The following is a 20440-nucleotide window of genomic DNA, read 5'->3' as shown; positions in this document are numbered from 1 at the left end:
ATTTTCACCGTATTCAATTTAAATTCCGTGCTGTATCTATTTGTCTTTGTCACCATGAACACCTCGAATCGATTTACTTATTTTCACACTCTCGATTCGTTGTGTCCACCCCTATAGCCTAACAGCAAATTTACCATTACGGTTTTGGGTGGATGGGGATCTATGGATGTATTCGTTATTACCAGTTCTGGCAATAAAACTACAGGAATGTTGGTCCTATACGGAGTGATCGGCAGTTTGGGAATCGGTACGGGTTGATATTTGGTTTGATGAACGGGAGTTTTCTTCGACACCGTAGTTTTAACTTGATTTGTCGACTGTGCGCCTGTTGTGTTGGATAAAGCATTGTTTAAGCCACAACCAGATAGAGCAAGTAAAATACATCCACTGGCCGCAAACACGGGAATCCTTTTCAAGACGAACACATCCTTACTTTTTATTCCGACGATGAGCCATTTTAAATCTATATTCCACGTATATTTTTATCATCAGATCAAAACCGTACAGTAGAATTTTAACATGTTATTGAGTGCCTTATCCCTTAGGTTGTACAATCACAAACCTCTTTTTCCTTTGACGACACCATGCGCAAAATGGTTACATCAAAATACTGATCCATCGATCGAAACAAATCATTGACAACAAAACCGCCTGTCGGAATCTTTAGATCTCAGTAGGTATTAACGACCATACGATTGTTATGATCGCGAGTGTACACATACCAGAAAGACCTCATGGTCGAGTGGAACCCATCACACCCGTTGTTATTGGATGTGTCGACCATGCCATCACGCGAAAACTCTTGCACGAACAAGTGCACACATTTCGTGATGGGGTATACATCGACAGTGGCAACGGTGGCGTGACGGTCACAGATGATCCTGAGCATATCAACCGGTATCAGCTGGCGAAGATCAAAGCGACCGGCTGGGTTTGGCAAATGGTCGTTGGAGTGAGAAAAAACGGACAGGACGTGATGCCTTTTCCAGGTGAAGTCTTCTCTAATCTGCTCGAAGCAGAGGAAGGGGAGAACTTACCTAGAGGAATAACCACTTTTCCAGTGGATCCTGTACAGCTTTTTCTACATCCCCTATCTTCCTTCGTACCTTGTGAGCAGCATTGTGGAGAAGTCGTAGTATCACAGGCGCAACGTCTCATGACGAACCTCCCTCATGGCGGCAACCAGTGTACTCATGGTTGTGCACACGTTGTTGGCCGACGGCACGTTGTTGCATCACCGAACCTTTTATGACGCGCACAAAGGTTTTGTGTGGTCTGAGGCGGCGATGGATCACGTCTTGGAAGTATCGTTGTAAGCAGCAAAAGCCCTCTTTTCAAGGGGGCTTTTGCTGCTTATACTCAACATAAGAGGGAGATAAACCATTGCCTATCGATCACAATGAACCCATTGATCTCATGGTTGACTACGCATTTAAGCAATGGTTTGGACAAGCGAGAAATAAGGACTTATTGATCTCCTTTCTCAATGCATTGCTTACAAACAGCCTAACTTCACCGATCATCTCTGTGCAATTTGGCAACACAGAGCAGTCTCCTGAATACCAAGAGGATAAGCTCTCTCGCATGGATGTGTTCGTAGAAACGGACCAAAAGGAGCGAATCAACATGGAAATGCAAGTAGCGCATGATTACGGTCTGGCGAAACGCACCTTGTATGACTGATTAAGAATCAGCGGAGTATTGGAAATCACATGAGCTAGCTGAAGATTTCCTATTGTATGCACGTCCGCTTGAAGATTCAGAAATGCCACCCAAAAGAACCGATGCAAAGACAATAACAATTCGTATGGACATTGACACCCTTGAACGACTACAAGAGCTAGCTGAGAAGAAACACAAGAAATATCAAACTTTGTTGAAACAGTTTGTTATCGAGCGCTTGTATGAGGAAGAGAAGAAACTGTCGCATCGATAATCTGATATCGCTAACTGTGATCAAATGGCATGTAAATCGGCGACTTAAGCATTCGTTTCGCACAGATATGCTGTAATGAGAGTTTGCTTCTTATTTCAGTTTCGGGGACAGATGTTTGAGTAGGACACTGCCTTAAAATTTATAAATAGACAATGCTGGTTCAGATGCGTTATGGCACATCAGGGTAGCAGTATCAAATAGCGGCGCGGAATTTCAACAGATGCTGCGTTCTACGCCTCTCAAGAAGGATGATCATTCTGGAACCAAAGAATTGCATGAAGGGACTGTATGTAATGGCTGAACTCGTTCGAGAAGGAGACACCATCGTTTTACGATTGTCTACGATAGAAAAATTGGAGGGCGTTCACGGGGATATAGAAGTACCAGTTTCCGCCATCCAGTCTGTCACTGCACTTGATGATGTAATTCATGCAGTGCATGGGTTAAAAATGCCGGGTAGCCAACTTCCTGGCGTATTTGCGATGGGAACGTTTCTCTCAAAAGAGGGCACCACTTTTGTGATGATTCATCATCATAATAAACGGGGCTTGAAGCTTAAGTTGAACGGCACATCTTATGACGCACTTATCGTCGGAGTTGATGATCCGGAGCAAGTAGCCGCTGGTTTAGGATTTGAGTTTGAGTGACGTTTGACATAGGATGGATGTCCGACATGGATTTGGGGATACCTGGGCGATCAGCCCTTTCTACACTTAACAGAGAACATGTACTGAGCAGCAGATGGGATTGTTTTATTCCATATTCATGCAGACACCAGATACTCTGTTTACGTCGCTTAGGGGCAGAAACCTTCAAAAAGCAGTAGTGATCAGAAAGGGGGTAACACGAATTTGAAACCGATAGAATTTATTCCTAGACTACATCAGATGAAGGAATTCATTGAAGCGTGTGAAATGGAATCCGCAAGTGAGCGAAGGCACTTGTTCATGTCACTTTTCAACTTAACTGACGAGGATGTGAATTATCTAATATTCCATGGCATGATTCCGCTGGATTCCCCCCTCGATGTGTTCCGTTCTACACTGAAACAAATGGATTTTCACAATGTGGAACCATTTATCCAGAAAACGCTCATTGATTTAAGCAACCAATATCCCTCGGGGAAAAAAGTGTTGGTGGAATTGTATCCAATGGATAAGCACGACAAGTTCGGAAGGGAGCGACTTGGTGGGGTTTCGGCTTGGACAAATTGGGAAGGGGATACCATTCATCTAGTGGTGTATCCAGCACGCGAAACGGAACATGCCTTAGAATCAACGGTCGTTCATGAATACAACCATCATTATCGGATAACAGCCTTAAATAATGGGCATGCCGATGTTACGCTTTTGGAGAAAATTGTTCGGGAAGGTTTGGCGGAACACTTTGTTGCTGAAGTCCTCGGTGTGGATTTTCGTGGACCATGGGTGGATGCTCTGTCTGAAGATGAGGCCAAGAGATTGTGGGACACCGTGTACTCTGTTCACTCATCCGATACTGGAGAGGAAACAAACTCTTTCGTGTTTGGAGGATAGAATACAAATGTGCCGCTTTGGGCTGGGTATGCTTTGGGGTACTACTTGGTCAAATGGTATCGTCAATTACATCCCTTGGAATCAGTCATTGATCTGACGGTACGAAATAGCGAAGAATTCATTCCATGTTAGTCAATTCGTGAATGACATGGTATTTCAGTAACAGGCGCACAATTTGAACAAGCATGTGCTAGGATGAATATATGAAGGTATGGTGTTGTTTGCCCATAGTAACGGGAAAACCGATAGGCATGCGATGATACCGACATGTAATCTGGTATTATATCGGGAATAGGTTAGGAGGGGTATTTATGTTTTCTCATCAAATAAGCGGTGACATCTATCTCAAACTATTGGAACTAAATGATGCAACTGACTTGTTTGCTATAACAGATGGTTCCAGAAATTATTTGAGAGAATGGCTACCTTGGGTTGATGGAACAAAATCTGTAGATGACTCGAAATCATTTATTGAGATGACCATGAATCAATACGCTTCTAACAATGGGTTCCAGGCGGGTATATGGTTTTGCAATCAGTTAGTTGGTTGTATTGGCTATCATGCAATGGATTGGGCTAATCGTAAGACGAGCATTGGCTATTGGCTTGCAGAGGATTTCCAAGGGCATGGCATCATGACTCAGGCGACTCAGGCACTTGTGGATATTGCTATTACGGAATACAAACTCAATAGAGTAGAGATTTCAGCGGCTGTAGAAAACCAAAAGAGTAGAGCTATACCTGAGCGATTAGGTTTTGAAGAGGAAGGATGTTTGCATCAGAATGAATGGCTGTATGATCATTTTGTTGACCATATTTTGTATGCCACTCTGCAATCGAAATGGAAACGGTAATTGAACAAACGGGCACGACAATTCATGAGTTGCATGCAAAACGAACCCAAGCAGACACAGGTAATTTTGTGCTGAACTGGTCCGCTGATGAAAACAGTGCGCAGGTTTGGAAAAGCATTTGGACGATGGATGCGTTGAAATCCTTGCATCATCACGAGATGATACAAATGGGAGAGTGACGGAATGAGAGCTAAGATCGCATTAATTACGGTACTGACGAATAAAATTTCAAAAATGAAAAATTTCTACACCGAAGTTTTGGGATTCACTATTAAAAGCGAAACGGATGGCTACATAGAGCTTGTCAACGAGGGTGTTCGGTTTGCCATCTGTACACGTCACATTATGGCAGATATTACGGACAATCACGAATCTTTTGCAGAAGAGCACAAAGGACAGGCGTTTGAACTAGCGTTCCCATGTGCTTCAGCAGAAGACGTGAAAAGCACTTACCATGAACTAGTATCGAAGGGCGCGATACCAATCAAAGAGCCAGCGACAATGCCATGGGGACAAACAACTGCGTTTTTCGCTGACCCTGAAGGGAACATCCACGAAATATTCGCGGATTAAGTAGACTCTCACTCGAAAAATGCCCACCTTCTGTCGCATCAAGGCGCGAAACAGCTGTATACGCTGAGTGGAGTATGCGTTTGACACGTAACTGATAATAGATCCTTCAGCCGCTTATCTCATCACGCAGCGATTCGAGTTCCTGACTTTCATATGCAGCGATGCTCCGTTGAAAAGTCCGCACAAGTGATGAAAGCCCAATTTAGTGGCTGGCAGTTTTCTATGGCAAATCGGTGCGAACTGGCGTGAACACATCGACCGTGATTACCTTTGTCAGCGCGTACGCTCGGTGGGGAACCCCTTTAGGCACATAGAAGCTGTCTCCAGCGTTTAGAACGCGCGTCTCGTCGCCCACTTGTACTTCGAGTTGGCCCTCCTGCTCATAGGTGATGGACTCGTTCTAAGGATGAACGTGCATCTCCGCGATACCGTGTTCCTCGTAGGTGATTTCAATCATCGTGAGAGAACCGTTTGTCGCCAGATGTTTGCCATGTACTCGAGCGCTAAACAAAATCTCTAATCCCTCTGTCTCTGGAACAAACATCGTATCAACTTTTCATAAACTGTATTAACGCGGCGTTGAATTCTTTCGCGTGGGTTGCATAGAATGCCCCGGTCCATCTTTACATACAACTAATTGGCTGCCTGGATAGCAGCGTGCGTTCCCCACGCAGTTCAAAGGGGGTAATCACGTGTGAAAATAGCGTTATGAACACTGTTACCTCTTTAAATCATCCTGAAAGTCATATCGATAATGCTCGTAGTGCGGTCAATGCATCGTCATAATCTTGCCATGATAATCCGCCAAGGTGTCCTCAGTTATCAAATCCTTGTTCACCGTAAACGCTGGTGCAGGATCGCCTACATGCAGTTCCGGGCCGACAAGCGTGATATCATTCCCCTCGATTGTGGCGATGCCCTGCCGCTCAATAGTTGCTGTCATGATGTTGCCCCCCTCACAAGTGTTACAGTTACCCTAACTCAGACAATTTAATTGTTAACAATATATACTATGACCACTACCATTCGCTTCTATGCTTGCTACCTCGTTGTGAACTTTTCCTGATAGACAAGTTCACGCTTGAGAACGCTAAGAAACGATTGGATACAGGGATTATCAAAACAATTCTCCTTGCAACTCAAACTACCTGTCATCTCACACTCTCGTAGTTGATCCTGGTAGTCGTGAGAGGCGTATTGGCTCCCGCGGTCAGAATGATGCAACACGGGCTCCGTCGGTCCCTGCCGCTCATATCATAAGCCAGCTTAAGCGCAGCGATGCACAGTTCCTTCGTCATTCGCGAATCTGCATGTCAGCCTACGATTTTACGGCTGGACAAGTCAATCAGACTAGCAACGTAAAGCCACCCCTCAGCAGTCTGGAGTTAGCTGGGTCAGGGTTGACTAGGGAGGCTGGCAAGTTGACAGGCTCGACGAACGACGCGTCTGTTGGTGAGGGCATGGGGACACCTCTTGCATTTGATGTGACGGGGTAAGGTGGACTACGACCTAAGTGCGGGAGCAGTCATAAAGGGTATACGCACTAGGAGTGGCGTGGTGCCATCATGGGGACGATAGGGTGCCAACAAGCGAGGAACACGTCAACGCACTGCTGACATGCACGCATCGAAGTAAGGTGGTAGAATCATCCGTAGAGCGTTCCGTTTGCTGTCTCGACAGAGTGCATCGCGATACACTCGGGCAAACTGAGCATGTGAGAATGAATTTTAGGGAGGACAATGAGCATGTCAAATGATTCGCAGAGCCACAAACACACCAACCGCCTCATCCACGAGAAATCCCCATACCTGCTCCAACACGCGCACAATCCTGTCGACTGGTACCCATGGGGGCCAGAGGCGTTCCAAAAGGCTGCCCGTGAATCGAAGGCAGTCTTTCTCTCCATCGGCTACTCGTAGCCCTGCGGGGCTACGAGTAGCTGTATACGCTGAAAGTGGAGTAGCTTATCGACCTGTCACTGGTGTCATGTCATGGAGCACGAATCGTTTGAAGATGAAAAGGTAGCTAAGATTTTAAATGAGCAGTTTGTATCCATCAAGGTGGATCGAGAAGAACGACCTGATATTGATCAGATTTATATGGGAGTATGTCAAGCGATGACAGGGCAGGGTGGATGGCCACTGACTATTGTGATGACACCTGAAAAAGGTCCTTTTTTTGCAGGCACGTATTTTCCGAAGGATCGTAAATATGGACGTGCTGGTCTACTGGATTTACTGCCTCGAATCTCTGAAATTTGGAATCATGAACGATCAAAAGCAAAAGAAATTGCAGCAAATATCGAGAGCGATCTCAATCGCGTACAATCACAACATTCGCATGTAGATCCGGAAAAAGGCGTTCTCGAAAAGGCGTATGAAGATTATAAGCAAAAATTTGATGAACGGTTTGGTGGATTTGGGCAAGCGCCAAAGTTTCCATCACCACATAATTTACTTTTTCTCTTGCGTCACTATGAACTCACGCAAGAGTCTAAGGCACTCCATATGGTGACAACGACGCTTAAGTCAATGTACGCAGGTGGAATATGGGACCATATTGGCTTTGGTTTTGCACGATATTCGACAGACGATCAGTGGCTTGTTCCACATTTCGAGAAAATGCTTTATGACAATGCCATGCTTGCTCATGCTTACCTAGAAGCGTATCAAATAACGGGTGAGCCGTTATTTAGACAGGTGTGCCGTCAATTATTTGAGTATATAGAACGAGAGATGACTAGTGACGAGGGTGGATTTTATTCTGCGCAAGATGCGGACTCTGAGGGAGTGGAAGGTAAGTTTTATGTATTTTCTCCAAGTGAGATTGAAGGGATTATAGGTAATAGGAGTCAAGCTGATAAGTTTTGTTCGCATTTCAATATCACGATGCAGGGCAATTTTGAAGAGGGTAGTATCCCTAATCTGTTACATACAGAGCGCAGCGAGTGGATGCTCACTCCTGAAGGAAAAGGTGCAGGGGAAACCTCTTATTCGCAGATGGAGATGGAACGAGAAAAAGTATTTGCTTATCGCAACCAACGTGTGCATCCGCATAAAGACGATAAAATTTTAACATCTTGGAATGCCCTGATGATCGGTGCACTGGCTAAGGGAGCGCGTATTTTAGGTGAAGATCATTGGCTGCAGCTCGCAATGGATGCGCTCCATTTTATTTACGCAAAACTTGTGCGTGAGGATGGGCGGCTGTTAGCTCGATATAGAGATGGGGAAGCAAAGCATCTCGCCTATCTTGACGATTATGTATTTCTTGCGGCTTCTGAGTTAGAGTTACACGATACAACGCACGACTTTAGCCATGCGCAACAGGCGATGCACTGGATGAGGGAAGCTAAGCGACTTTTTTATGATGAGGAGCATGGCGGATTTTTCTTCTATGGCAGTGATGGTGAAGTGCTACTCACACGCCCGAAAGAGATCTATGATGGGGCTCTTCCATCAGGCAATTCCATGGCTTACTACGTGTTAGAGAAGCTTTCTTTAATGACAGGAAATGAAGAATGGACTGAACTTGCAAAGACGCAGATTCATGCATTTTACAAACAAGTGCAAGAATACCCTAGTGGATATGCACAATTTTTAATGGGGTTGCAGTTACATGTATATCCTACACAAGAAATTGTAATCGCTGCTAGCTCTTATGAAGAAGCAAAACCCTTTTTGAGCCTTGTTGACAAAGTCTATCTTCCACAAAGTGTAACTATTTTACGGACTGAAAAAAATAGGGACCTTGTAGCAGAAGCGTGTCCCTATACGGCTGATCAAACACCCAAGGACAACCGAACGACTGCTTATTTTTGTGAATCGTTTGCGTGTCAACAGCCTATGGTTGATGAACAGGAATTTTTGGCATGGATAACTAACCGACATATTTAAAAACAAACGAGTTAATGAAAAATGTTGACCGACTTACTTAAAAAACTTAGAATCAAGTTTTGATTTATTGAACATTTCTTCAAATGATTCTTCATCGTCTTTGGGCGCAAATAGTGACGCAAAATCCTCATCTGGATCTATTGCTTGTTGCTTTTGCGCTTTTGGTTGTGTTTTTTTAGAAATAGTCTTATTGTCTTGTGCTGTTATCGATTGGGGAGATACGTTTTCTTTTAATTTCATTAGTGCTGAGAGTGTATCTGGATGTAGCATATTACGCAAAGTGAGTGGATCTGCATTGGGTAAGGGACCACTGTCTTTATTATTTTTCTTTGAATGATGCCGAGTTTGCGCAGCAATCTCACCGATCTCGTTTCCTCCATCACGCATATGGCTCGTAGTTGTCACTTGACGCTTTTTTTTGCGCGGATGATTGTGGTGTACATCTGTACGTTCTTGTTCAATAAAGCCGGATTTATAGAGCTCATCAAGTAACAGATCTGGGCTAGCTGTGACAATAAAAATTTCTTGTACAGCAGTCGTTGTTTTAGCTAGTATTTTTATACCGTTATCTGTAAAATATTGAAATGTCATTGATTCACTATAACTTTTAGAAGGGGATATGGTGCCTGTTAAGATGGATTCAACCTCGTCAAGTGTTGCAATTTTTCGCAGCGTATGTGCAAAATCACCTATAATGGTATGCATGATCTTTAATTTCCCATCGCGATGGCGCATATCTCCCATGATGTTAGCCTCCTATAGTGCATTCATATACACTATTATAGCTTGACAATGAGCAGATGAGAAATGGATCGAAAATGAAAAGGCTCGTCACTTTTATGTAATGGATTTGTTATACTAGCGTCAGATGGAAAAAAGGAAGGAGATGTCGTTGTGCGTTTTGAACCACGATCGACAAGCACAGAAAAAATTGTTGATCCAAACGCTGCCTATATGGAGTTTGATCTTACCACTGATATGGGGTATGGAGAATGGCTGGCTTTTTTTATGCAACGAGACGTAGTCGCGCGCAGATTTAATGGATACTTGTTGCAAACGGATGTGAATGTTGGTCAAATCTCTACAACACCGATCGAAATTCACCTGTATACACGAGGCATGTTTGTTTCTTCGCCAGGGGAAACAGAGGAATATTATTATGAATTACCTCGACCATCGCTTCGTTTAGCACGAGCTTACTTTTTACCTGATTCTGCTGATCAAGATCACATTCAGGGATATCAACCTAAACTAGATGAACTGTTAGGGCTCGATCTATGGTTTCAAGATGAATCAGGGGAACAAATGATTTACACGTTTTTTTATACGGCAGAACTACAAACGGAAAATGGTATTCATCGCATAGAACGGTATCAATTACAATAAGTCAAGCTTGAAAGAGGGCTGTTATATGCAAATTATTCCGCTCGCACTAGGGCAATCAGATGGTGCTATTACACTGTGGGACGAGAACGCGGAACTTGCCATCGTCTTTCCGCGACCTATTCAATTTATCTCTGATATCGCTTGGGGACTTGGGCATCTAGATGATCAACCCTGCTTAATTTTGTATTTATTTATTGGTGATCAAGCTGTTGAATTGTATTTTCCTGAACAGTTGCCAACGAGCCCTGAGCATCAGGTAGACACATGGCAAACATTATTTAATTGGCAACCAGAAGTGATTAAAGTTCGGTACGGAGAATCGCCAGTAGACAAAAATCACGAAGTCATGCTTCTTTTTCCAAAAGAAGAAGGGGAAACGTTAATGGAAAAACTGACTGCATTTATTTTACAAGCAAAACAAACGCTTGACAGCGATCATGACGAAATCCATGGGCAGATCGTTGAGAAATTATCGAGTCTACTTCGTGAAGTTGCTATGTAAAAGGAGCGGTGCAGGTTGCATCTGGAAAGTCATGAGGTATTTCGGGCGACTGTTCAGTATGGCAGTATTACGAAAGCTGCACATGTTCTTCATATGACCCAATCAACAGCAAGTCGTCATTTGCAAGCACTTGAGGATGAGTATGGTGGACTTTTGCTCGAACGAGGTACGACAGGCCTGACATTAACTTCTTTTGGGAAAGCATTATATCCTTATACACTGGACTTACTTGCTTGTCATAGTCGTGCAAAGGAAGAATTGACGGCCTTACGTAGTTCTGGTGGAACCTTATCCGTAGGTGCAACGATGTCCATCGGAGAATATATGTTACCAGTTATCTTGGGAGAATTTTTGAAAATGGAGCCACATGTCGATATTAAGATGCGTGTATCCAATACACGACAGGTCATTCGTGATTTGATGCAGCATCGCATCGATGTTGGTTTAGTCGAAGGCGTTCTTCCATCTGAAGACATCGAAGTAGTACCATGGAAAACGGATGAGCTCGTTCTTGTGTGTAATCCACAACATGCATTTGCAAAAATGACGCCCATTCCTTTGCAGGCACTCACATCACAAGTGCTCTTATGGCGTGAAGAAGGATCTGGGACACGTCAGGTGACGGAACAGGCATTTGAGCGAATAGGTATTCTCTCAGTGCTTGACCGCACGATGGAATTAGGAAGTACACAAGCAATAAAATCAGCTATTGAAGTAGGTTTTGGCGTATCCTTTTTGTCTCGTTTAACCATTCAAAGAGAATGTGAATTGAAGACTCTCGTTGAGGTCCCAATTCAAGGGTTTGAGATCACTCGTCAATTGTACATTGTAGAGCGACGAGAACGATTTCAAAAAGCTACTGTTGAACGCTTTCGAGTTGCGTTAAAGACGTTCTAATACATTTTGAATATATCCTCATTCCTCTAATTGGGGTCATATCACCTTTTCGAATGATGTTTATAGCACTTGATTGTAGCCATGTACTTGTCACTACTCACAAGTGTTTATAGATACTTATACTCGACTATAGTGGATTTGGCTCCGCTTTCATTTCTGAATACCCCCATGCAACTTTTGCATTACCCTATCATTGGAACCTAGTGTTACGCTATGTACATCACAGTAGCGTAAGGAGGTCCGAATATGATTGAACTAGAAGTATTACCAAATGTCGAAACAGCTCCGGTTCGCTGGGGTAAAGTCATCAACCAAGAAACTTGTATTGGTTGTCACGCTTGTTCAGTTGCTTGCAAGTCAGAACATTTAGTTCCGCTTGCCATTAATAGAACCTATGTAAAGCAAGTCGAAGTTGGAGTATATCCACAAGTGAGCAGACAATTTCAAATTACACGCTGCAATCAATGTGATGAAGCGCCTTGTGTTCCAATTTGTCCTGTCACCGCCATGTTTAAGCGACCAGATGGTATTGTGGATTTTGATCGCGATGTATGTATCGGATGTAAGGCGTGTATTGCTGCATGTCCATATGATGCGATTCAAATTAGTCCTGATTCTCACAGCGCAGAGAAGTGTAATTTTTGCGCACATCGCATCGATCAAGGTTTAGAACCTGCATGCGTCGTGGTTTGCCCAGTAGAAGCCATTGTTGTAGGTAACCTAAACGATACCAACAGTGAAGTCTTTCAACTGATTTCAAGGAAAAAAGCAGATGTGCGCAAACCAGAAAAAGGAACAGAGCCAAAAGTATATTACATTGGTGCAAGTGATTACACGCTCAATCCTGCTAAAGCAACATATCAAGGTCAAAATATGTACTCCATGCAAAAAGAAGGCTATCCAGTGATGGCCGAGAAACACGAACACAAAAAACATAAAGTAGCAGAAGCCCGTTTAGCTTATGACGTACCTCATAACTCGCCATGGCACTGGGAAGTTTCACTTTATACGTGGACAAAATCACTTTCTGCAGGTGTATTTATTTTATTTGCTATTTTAACATTCGCAGGTCAAACGCTTAGTCCATTGTGGAATATTTCTAGTGCAGTAATCGGTGGAGTTTTCTTAGGAATTACAGGTATTTTACTTATTGTCGATCTAGAGCATCCTTCTCGATTCATTCGCATCTTTACTAGACCACAGTGGAAATCATGGCTAGTACGGGGTTCCTTTATTATCGCCATATATAGTCTTGTTCTTCTTGCGCAGTTCGTTTTAGGTATTGCCGGTATGTCTGGTGGGTACACATTGGCAGTACTCGGACTGATCTTTGGTGGTATGACGGCTATGTATACGGCATTTCTCTTTGCTCAAGCAAAAGGTCGCGATTTGTGGCAAAATCCATCGTTACCACTTCACCTCTTCTCACAAGCAACATTGGCAGGTGCAGCTGTTTACTCGTTGCTCGGACTTGTATTACCATTATCTCCTGTTGCAGCGTTGATCGTTCACATCACATTACTTGTTGCTCTTGCCATGCACTTTATTTTAATCATTAGTGAACTTGTGATCCCACATCCTATTCTTGGCGCAAAGCGCGCGGCACACCAAATGATCTATGGACGTTATCGCAGTTATTACTGGACTGGCTTGATCGTGGGAGCACTAATACCACTGTTGATTGCCATCTTCAGTAGTGCTATTGCTGCAGCCGCTGTCGTTTCTATTCTTGCTTTAATAGGATTGCTTGCCTACGAACACGCTTTTGTTCAAGCTGGGCAATCGATTCCACTGAGTTAGGGGGTATGGTCTGATGACAACACGTGAAGAACAGTTAGAGAGCATCAAAGGTTATGGCAACTTATTAACACATCCTGATCCGGCTAAATGGGATGATTGGAAAGAACTCGACTCGAGAGCTTGGCCCCGTAAGGTATACCATCGCTATGAGTTGGTTCCCACTGTTTGTTTTAACTGCGAAGCAGCTTGTGGACTTCTTGCCTACATTGATAAAGATAGTGGTGAGATTCGCAAGTTTGAAGGACATCCGTTGCATCCGGGAAGTCGTGGTCGCAACTGTGCAAAAGGACCTGCAACATTGAATCAAGTGACTAATCCAGAACGCATCTTACACCCTTTAAAACGTGTAGGGGAACGCGGAGATGGTGGTTGGGAGCAGACGACGTGGGACGAAGCGTTAACGGATATTGCCGCACGCATACGCAAAAGTCTGCTAGCAGGAAAAGAAGATGAAGTTGTATATCACGTAGGACGCCCTGGAGAAGACGAGTATACAGAGCGCGTCTTAAAAACGTGGGGAATTGATGGGTTATCATCCCACACCAATGTATGTTCAGCTGGTGGAAGGGCTGGCTATGCTTTTTGGATGGGCTATGATCGACCATCGCCAGATTATGCAAATGCTAAATTCATTTTAATGATGAGTGCTCATCTGGAGTCTGGTCACTATTTTAATCCAAATGCCCAACGTATTATCGAAGCGCAGCAAAAAGGTACAAAAATTGCAGTAATCGATACACGTCTTTCTAATACTGCGTCTAAAGCAGATTATTGGCTTTCACCATGGCCTGGTACTGAGGCTTCCTTACTGTTGGCTATTGCCAATGAGATCATTCAGACAGATCGCTATAATCGAGAATTCTTACATGACTGGATTAACTGGAAGGAACTCATGCAAGATCGAGAATACCTATCTAGTTTACGTGAGCGAGGTTTCTTGCCACAGATTCCAAAAGGCCAAAGTTTTGAAGATTTTATTGCAGTTATTAAGCAAATATACAAAGACTACACTCCTGAATGGGCAGAAGAGGAAAGTGGCGTTTCAGCAGATCTTCTTCGTGAAATCACAGAAGAGATTGTTCGCGCTGGAACAGCATTTTCATCAAATATCTGGCGCAATGCAGCGGCTGGGCATTTGGGTGGCTGGATGATCACAAGAAGTTTGAACTTCTTGAACGTGTTAGTAGGAGCTGTCGGTGAACCTGGTAGTACATTGCCTAACTCATGGGTTAAGTTTGTTCCTGCAAGGAATTCCGCTCCTACACCGATTAAAGTTTGGAATGAGAATCACTGGCCGCGGGAATACCCACTTTCATTTTTTGAACTTAGCTTTTGTCTTCCTCACATTTTGAAAAAGCGTAATAAGCGGCTTGAAGTATACTTTACACGTGTGATGAATCCTGTATGGACGTTTCCAGACGGATTTAATTGGATTGAAATGTTTAAAGAGCCAGATCGAGTTGGATGTCATGTAACACTATCACCGGTATGGTCTGAGACCTCACAGTTTTCAGATTATGTGTTGCCAATGGGATTAGCTCCAGAACGACATGATCTTCATAGTTATGAAACACAGGCATCACAGTGGATTGGATTTCGTCAACCTGTATTGCGTGTATCTAAGGAACGGCACGGTGAAACAATTCGAGATACACGTGATGCAAATCCTGGAGAAGTATGGGAAGAAAATGAATTTTGGATTGAGTTATCGTGGCGCATCGATCCGGATGGATCGATGGGTATTCGAAAACACTTTGAGTCCCCCTATCGTCCAGGCGAAAAAATTACGATTCTCGAATACTATCAGTGGATTTTTGAAAACTCAGTACCTGGATTGCCAGAAGCAGCTGCAGCAGAAGGACTAACTCCGCTTGCATATATGCAAAAATATGCTGCATTTGAAATTACAAAAGATGTGTATGCACAAAATCGTCTTCCAGTTGATCCTGAGGTATTGACGAAAGCAACGATTGTTCCTGAAGGTGAGAATGGAGAAAATGTTTCAACACATGAAGCGGGTGTGTGGGTAGATCAAGCACCTCACACAGCAAATCACGTTCCGGTGGCAGGACCATTTAAAAATGCAAGTGGTAAAGTTCGTGCAGGGATCATGGTCAATAATCGCGCAGTCAAAGGATGGCCAACGCCATCTGGTAAATTAGAATTCTTCTCGACAACGTTACGCGATTGGGGTTGGCCTGAATACGCGATCCCGATATATCCTCGTAACGAGCAAGAGCGTAAAACCATGAAACACATTGTGAGTCAAGTTCATTTTAAAACCATTGATTTTGATCATAATGAGTATATTTTATTGCCGACTTTCCGCTTGCCTATGTTAATTCATACCCGTACGAATGGCGCAAAATGGTTGCATGAGATTGCTCATGCAAATCCGATCTGGGTTCATCCAATCGACGCTAAACGATTGCAGGTATCCACTGGTGATGAAGTCAAGATCAGTACAGAAGTCGGATCTATTGTGGATAAAGTATGGGTCACAGAAGGTATTCGTCCAGGCGTAATCGCTTGTTCACATCATTTGGGCCGTTGGCGGCTAAATGAAACAACAGGTAGTGATCGTTGGAGTAGTTCGCTTGTTACTTTAAAAGAGGTAACAAAAGGGAAATGGCAAATGAAGCAGATTCACGGGCCTGCTCCTTTTAAAAGTACAGATAAAGATTCAGAACGGATTTGGTGGTCAGATGGTGGTGTTCATCAAAATTCGATCTTCCCAGTTCAGCCTGATCCAATTAGTGGCATGATGTGTTGGCATCAACGGGTTCGCATTGAAAAAATCACAGATGGTTCACATTACGGTGAGATTGAGATGGATACTAAAAAATCTTATGAAGTCTTTGAGCGCTGGTTAGAATTAACTCGACCGGCACCAGGACCAGGTGGATTATTCCGCCCACTGTGGATGTTGCGCGTACTGAAGCCTCATCCCGATGCATATGTGATTCCCGAAGGTACACCAGGAATGATCGAACCGTTACCGTTTGAAAAGGAAACGGCAAAGTTCACAAAATAAGAACGACATGTTAAGTGGATCATTAGCATAAGAGATGATCCAATGTAGGATGATTGATTGACCATATGCATACGCTGTGATTGCTTATCGTTTATGACAAAGTATTATGATAAACGATAAGCAATCACATGACTATGTCCATGATAGGGAAATAAGTTGGATAGAGATTGTGCGCCACCTGTTACCACAGCGACATAGTTGTAACCCTGCCAGTGATATAAGATGGGTGCCGAACCAATCGGTGCACCAGTTTGTGCATGCCAAGTAAGCTTACCAGTCTTTGCGGATACTGCTTCAAGTGTGCCATTTTGCAAGCCGAACCATACAAGTCCACCTGCGTTTACTGTAACTCCCCCGATGGGTGGGGTGGCCGTTTTGATTTGCCATGAGATATGTCCTGAGTCTGCTTGAATGGCCGTGATCGTTCCAGTCCATTCACCAGCAGGAGCGGGATTTTGTCCTGTCCCAAGATCTAATTCAAATCCATGATGGTGTGTAGGTCTTGCATAGAGTACTTCTGGACCATTAATGCCAGCTACATAGACATCTTTGGTCATGGGATCGTAAGCAGAAGGGCCATAATTCGCACCACCGTCTGAACCAGGCCACTCTGTGACTCCACGTGCTGTGGGTATAGAATGCTGTTGACGTACGAAAGCAACAGGTTTTATGACAGCTTGACCTGTGACAGCACTCCATTCATACCAATATCCGTCTTTTCCAGCTTCTCCAACTGTTAATTGTCCATGTAATAAGAATAATAGGGGCGGGGAAGCAACATCGTAATCCCAAAGGTCGTGGGGGACTTCTTGTTCTGCAAACTGGAGTGTGCCATGTATAAGATTTAAGCGCAGCACAGAATCCGTATATGGATCTGGCCCAGGACGATCCATACCATAGTAATCGGGTGATGGATTTCCGGTATCCACATAGATGCTGTTTAGCGTTTTATCATAGGTTGGTGTAGTCCATACAGCGCCTCCACCGTGATGTCCTGAACGTTGTAACCAACCCTCTCCTCGATCAGGAACTGTATAAAATCTCCATGCTAACTTCCCTGACCTCGCCTCGTATGCAGAAATAAACCCACGTACACCTTCGTCTCCACCTGCACTACCAACGATGATCATACCGTTTGCGTACAGTGGCGCCATGGATTCAAATATCCCTTTTGTACTATTTGCTACAGAAACCGCATAACGTAGTTGTCCAGTTTTCTTATTGAGTGCTAACAAATGATCATTTGGAGTCAGCACAAAGACATCATGATTGTCTAGCGCGACCCCTCGATTGATTTGTGGCATCCAGTATGGAAGAATAGCTGAATATAGATAAGACCATCTTATTTTCCCAGTACCTGCATGAATAGCAAAGACACTACCATTGCAAGTGGTGACATAGAGTAGACCATGTTGTTCAAGTGGAAATGATTCATTGCTACCCATTGCAGGCAAAGAAAGATCAAACGCTTTGATTAAACGTGTTGTCGTGTGAGGATTGATCTTAGAAATGGGTGAAAATCGATCTTGCCATGAATTATTTCCAAATAAAGGCCAGTCTGTAGCGATTTGTGCATTTTTCGAAAACACAAAATTTGGACGTATGGATGAATGGGTGGATGTGTGATGAATGTCTGAAGTTTCTTGGTGCACAGGTGGCGAAGCGGCGCAACTAGTCAAGAAAACTGTCATGATGATAAGAGGGCTGCTCTTTTTTAAAAGTCGTACTCTTTTGATAGAAATCACAAGATCACCTTTTCCCGTTCATATTAAAAATAATCTAATTAGTGCATTGACGATATAAACGGGTGTAAGGTTACAGTTGTTTAGATGACTATGTTTCTATGAAGTAATTTATATTTATATCATTAAAATGCAAAAAACCAACTACTTATCATGCAGTTGGTTTTTTGCATTATTTATAGAAATAACTCACATTTTGCTTAAAACGTGACGGACAGCATCTGCAGATTTGTGTAATGCTGCTTTTTCATCAACTGTCAGCTCGATTTCATAAATTTTTTCAACGCCATTTTTGCCAAGCATCACAGGAACGCCGAGGAAAAGATCGCTTACACCATACTGACCTTTTACGTATGCAGAACATGGCATAATCCGCCGTTTATCTTTAATGATGGATTCCACCATTTGAACAATGGCAGCGCCAGGTGCATAATATGCGCTTCCCGTTTTTAAGTAGTTGACAATCTCTGCGCCACCTTGACGTGTACGTTGTACAATGCGATCAAGAGTAGCTTTATCAAGTAGTGTTTCTACGGGTATACCGCTGACAAACGAATACCGAGTAAGTGGAACCATGTCATCACCATGGCCACCTAATACAAAACCTGTCACGTCTTCAAAAGAAACACCTAATTCAAGTGCTAAGAATGTACGAAAGCGTGCGGAATCTAACACTCCACCTAAACCTATAATTTTTTCTGGAGCAAATCCACTTTCGTTAAAAGCAACTTGTGCCATGACATCTGATGGATTGGTGACCAGAACGAGATGTGCATCGGGTGAACGTGAAGCAATTTCTTTCACTACGGCACGAACGACCTTCACATTAGTGTCCATAAGATCATCGCGGCTCATACCAGGTTTACGTGCAATTCCTGCAGTAATGATAACGACATCAGAATGTACTGTTTCATCGTACGAATTGGCACCAGTAATTAAGCTATCGTAGCCTTCAACAGGAGCTGCTTCTTGTAAATCAAGTGCTTTGCCTTGAGGAATGCCTTCGACAATGTCAGTAATGACAATATCGCCAAGTTCTTTTAATGCTAAGTAATGTGCAACAGTGGCTCCAACATTACCTGAACCTACGACAGTAATTTTTGGGCGTTTCATACAAGACGTCACTCCTTTACTTTCATTGCACGTCTCCTTGGATTCACTAGGATGCTTTTACTTCTCGTATCCCTTTATGATGATGAGGGTGCCAAGCGAGCAACGTGCCATCTACAATCCCTTTAAGAGTACCCAATGCAACGACTACAAAGCAACCTGCTAGAACAAGAAGTTGTATAAAAGCAGCAATGAAAAATAGTTTTAGATCTGTCAAATGGTAAAGAGCATACGTTCCTGCTGTAAAACTACCCAGTGGAAAGACATAACTCCACCAACCAAGGGAATAAGGTATGCCTTCGCCCCGTTTTGAAAGATGCATAATCGAGTACAAAGTAGCAATAATTGACCACCATACCCCGACGCCCCACAAAGCAGTAGCGCCAATAAGACCGACTGCACGCAGTCCAGGAATAAAGGTTGGTAAAAATGTATGTGCAGTCAAAGGAATCGTAGCAAGTGTACCCATAGCCATACCGATCGGACCAATTTCAATCCAAATGCTCGGTGCCAAATGACCTGGTACAATTTTATGATACATGAGTCGTGTATAAAACAAGGCACTCACCATAATGAAGAGAAAAAATGTCATACCAAACAGTGAAATATCAAAAGCAGTCATGCCCATATCGAGCGATTTTGATCCCCAGAAAGGCAATATATTAGCACCATCTGCAGCAGCCACAATAGGCGGAACTACAGGAATTAGCCAGCTACCCACTGCATCTTCTGACGAAATATCATGTTGTGTAAACATAAGATAAGGAATTGTAATGACTGAAAATAAACTAATAAAAACACCTGCAATCCATAGGCCCTGACTCAGATGCAGCGCCATTGAATAAGGAATCATATGAGTTCCAACAAGAAAGAAGTCATTTCCAATTACGTTTACAGCCATGGCTAACGCGCCGTAAAACAAAGCACGTGTAGGATCTGAAAAATCCTGTAAAGCTTCTTGTGTGTGCATAATCCAACGAGATGTCCATAGCCCTAATGCAACCACTAATAAAATCGTTCCTGCAATAAAAGCAATCATGCCAATTTGCTTATCAAATGGGAATGTCAGCGGTGATGTATAAGTTAATCCGCCCATAATGCCTACTCCCATGACGACGGTAAACCAATTTGTTCCGATTTGTTTTGCAATCGACGTCATGTTATAACCTCCTGTG

General features: G+C 43.4%; 19 protein-coding genes and 2 pseudogenes. 13 read left to right on the top strand and 8 right to left on the bottom strand.

Going from position 1 to position 20440, the window contains the following annotated elements:
• Window positions 1–83 precede the first annotated feature (83 nt).
• Window positions 84–416, bottom strand: a complete 333-nt coding sequence (locus MM817_RS12065) for a hypothetical protein (RefSeq protein ID WP_241715457.1) — start codon at window positions 414–416, stop codon at window positions 84–86.
• 326 nt (window positions 417–742) lie between these two features.
• Here MM817_RS12065 and MM817_RS12060 point away from each other — a divergent pair, with 326 nt between their 5' ends.
• The 6 genes and pseudogenes from MM817_RS12060 (at window position 743) to MM817_RS12035 (ending at window position 4898) form a co-directional block, all read left to right on the top strand.
• Window positions 743–1252, top strand: a complete 510-nt coding sequence (locus MM817_RS12060; RefSeq protein ID WP_241715455.1) for a hypothetical protein — start codon at window positions 743–745, stop codon at window positions 1250–1252.
• Between the two features lie 131 nt (window positions 1253–1383).
• A complete protein-coding gene (locus tag MM817_RS12055; protein ID WP_241715453.1) occupies window positions 1384–1683 on the top strand; it encodes an Rpn family recombination-promoting nuclease/putative transposase in 300 nt (99 codons plus the stop codon).
• Between the two features lie 546 nt (window positions 1684–2229).
• Window positions 2230–2583 carry a PH domain-containing protein gene (locus tag MM817_RS12050; protein ID WP_241715450.1) on the top strand — a complete coding sequence of 118 codons (354 nt, stop codon included), beginning with the start codon at window positions 2230–2232 and terminating at the stop codon, window positions 2581–2583.
• 240 nt (window positions 2584–2823) lie between these two features.
• Window positions 2824–3603 (top strand): annotated as a pseudogene (locus MM817_RS12045) (DUF2268 domain-containing putative Zn-dependent protease).
• A 179-nt stretch (window positions 3604–3782) separates the two neighbouring features.
• Window positions 3783–4325 (top strand): GNAT family N-acetyltransferase, encoded by a 543-nt coding sequence (locus MM817_RS12040; protein ID WP_241715449.1) that lies wholly within the window; start codon window positions 3783–3785, stop codon window positions 4323–4325.
• A gap of 183 nt (window positions 4326–4508) precedes the next feature.
• Entirely contained in the window at window positions 4509–4898 is a 390-nt protein-coding gene (locus MM817_RS12035; protein ID WP_241715447.1) for a VOC family protein, read from the top strand.
• Window positions 4899–5118: 220 nt separating this feature from the next.
• Here MM817_RS12035 and MM817_RS17415 read toward each other — a convergent pair whose 3' ends face one another.
• The 3 genes from MM817_RS17415 to MM817_RS12025 form a co-directional block, all read right to left on the bottom strand.
• Window positions 5119–5289, bottom strand: coding sequence for a cupin domain-containing protein (locus tag MM817_RS17415; protein WP_419723390.1), 171 nt, complete (start codon window positions 5287–5289; stop codon window positions 5119–5121).
• 9 nt (window positions 5290–5298) lie between these two features.
• Window positions 5299–5442: a hypothetical protein gene (locus MM817_RS12030; RefSeq protein WP_241715437.1), complete on the bottom strand. Its 144-nt coding sequence runs from the start codon at window positions 5440–5442 to the stop codon at window positions 5299–5301.
• A gap of 225 nt (window positions 5443–5667) precedes the next feature.
• Complete coding sequence (locus tag MM817_RS12025) at window positions 5668–5841, bottom strand: hypothetical protein (RefSeq protein ID WP_336605172.1); 174 nt, start codon at window positions 5839–5841, stop codon at window positions 5668–5670.
• A gap of 367 nt (window positions 5842–6208) precedes the next feature.
• Between MM817_RS12025 and MM817_RS12020 the strand changes: the two genes are divergently transcribed.
• Both MM817_RS12020 and MM817_RS12010 read left to right on the top strand, forming a co-directional pair.
• Entirely contained in the window at window positions 6209–6394 is a 186-nt protein-coding gene (locus MM817_RS12020) for a hypothetical protein (RefSeq protein WP_241715435.1), read from the top strand.
• A gap of 243 nt (window positions 6395–6637) precedes the next feature.
• A pseudogene (locus MM817_RS12010) lies at window positions 6638–8794 on the top strand (thioredoxin domain-containing protein).
• A 33-nt stretch (window positions 8795–8827) separates the two neighbouring features.
• Here MM817_RS12010 and MM817_RS12005 read toward each other — a convergent pair.
• Window positions 8828–9538, bottom strand: coding sequence for a DUF2103 domain-containing protein (locus MM817_RS12005; protein WP_241715429.1), 711 nt, complete (start codon window positions 9536–9538; stop codon window positions 8828–8830).
• 150 nt (window positions 9539–9688) lie between these two features.
• On the opposite strand from MM817_RS12005, the gene MM817_RS12000 reads away from it, so the two are divergent.
• The 5 genes from MM817_RS12000 to MM817_RS11980 all read left to right on the top strand — a co-directional run bounded on the left by MM817_RS12000 (window position 9689) and on the right by MM817_RS11980 (window position 16413).
• Window positions 9689–10180, top strand: a complete 492-nt coding sequence (locus MM817_RS12000; RefSeq protein ID WP_241715427.1) for a hypothetical protein — start codon at window positions 9689–9691, stop codon at window positions 10178–10180.
• A gap of 25 nt (window positions 10181–10205) precedes the next feature.
• Window positions 10206–10682: a hypothetical protein gene (locus MM817_RS11995; RefSeq protein WP_241715424.1), complete on the top strand. Its 477-nt coding sequence runs from the start codon at window positions 10206–10208 to the stop codon at window positions 10680–10682.
• Between the two features lie 15 nt (window positions 10683–10697).
• A complete protein-coding gene (locus MM817_RS11990) occupies window positions 10698–11579 on the top strand; it encodes a LysR family transcriptional regulator (RefSeq protein WP_241715421.1) in 882 nt (293 codons plus the stop codon).
• Window positions 11580–11825: 246 nt separating this feature from the next.
• Window positions 11826–13379: a 4Fe-4S dicluster domain-containing protein gene (locus MM817_RS11985; RefSeq protein ID WP_241715420.1), complete on the top strand. Its 1554-nt coding sequence runs from the start codon at window positions 11826–11828 to the stop codon at window positions 13377–13379.
• 13 nt (window positions 13380–13392) lie between these two features.
• Window positions 13393–16413, top strand: a complete 3021-nt coding sequence (locus tag MM817_RS11980; RefSeq protein ID WP_241715411.1) for a molybdopterin dinucleotide binding domain-containing protein — start codon at window positions 13393–13395, stop codon at window positions 16411–16413.
• A 104-nt stretch (window positions 16414–16517) separates the two neighbouring features.
• Here MM817_RS11980 and MM817_RS11975 read toward each other — a convergent pair whose 3' ends face one another.
• The 3 genes from MM817_RS11975 to MM817_RS11965 all read right to left on the bottom strand — a co-directional run bounded on the left by MM817_RS11975 (window position 16518) and on the right by MM817_RS11965 (window position 20424).
• On the bottom strand, window positions 16518–18104 hold the full coding sequence (locus tag MM817_RS11975; protein WP_241715409.1) for a pyrroloquinoline quinone-dependent dehydrogenase: 1587 nt from the start codon (window positions 18102–18104) through the stop codon (window positions 16518–16520).
• Window positions 18105–18344: 240 nt separating this feature from the next.
• A complete protein-coding gene (gene mdh / locus MM817_RS11970) occupies window positions 18345–19268 on the bottom strand; it encodes a malate dehydrogenase (RefSeq protein ID WP_241715408.1) in 924 nt (307 codons plus the stop codon).
• A 46-nt stretch (window positions 19269–19314) separates the two neighbouring features.
• Window positions 19315–20424 (bottom strand): TDT family transporter, encoded by a 1110-nt coding sequence (locus tag MM817_RS11965; RefSeq protein ID WP_241715406.1) that lies wholly within the window; start codon window positions 20422–20424, stop codon window positions 19315–19317.
• Window positions 20425–20440 lie beyond the last annotated feature (16 nt).

The organism is Sulfoacidibacillus ferrooxidans (assembly GCF_022606465.1).
Taxonomy (GTDB): domain Bacteria; phylum Bacillota; class Bacilli; order Alicyclobacillales; family SLC66; genus Sulfoacidibacillus; species Sulfoacidibacillus ferrooxidans.
This window is presented reverse-complemented; position numbering and strand designations above follow the sequence as displayed.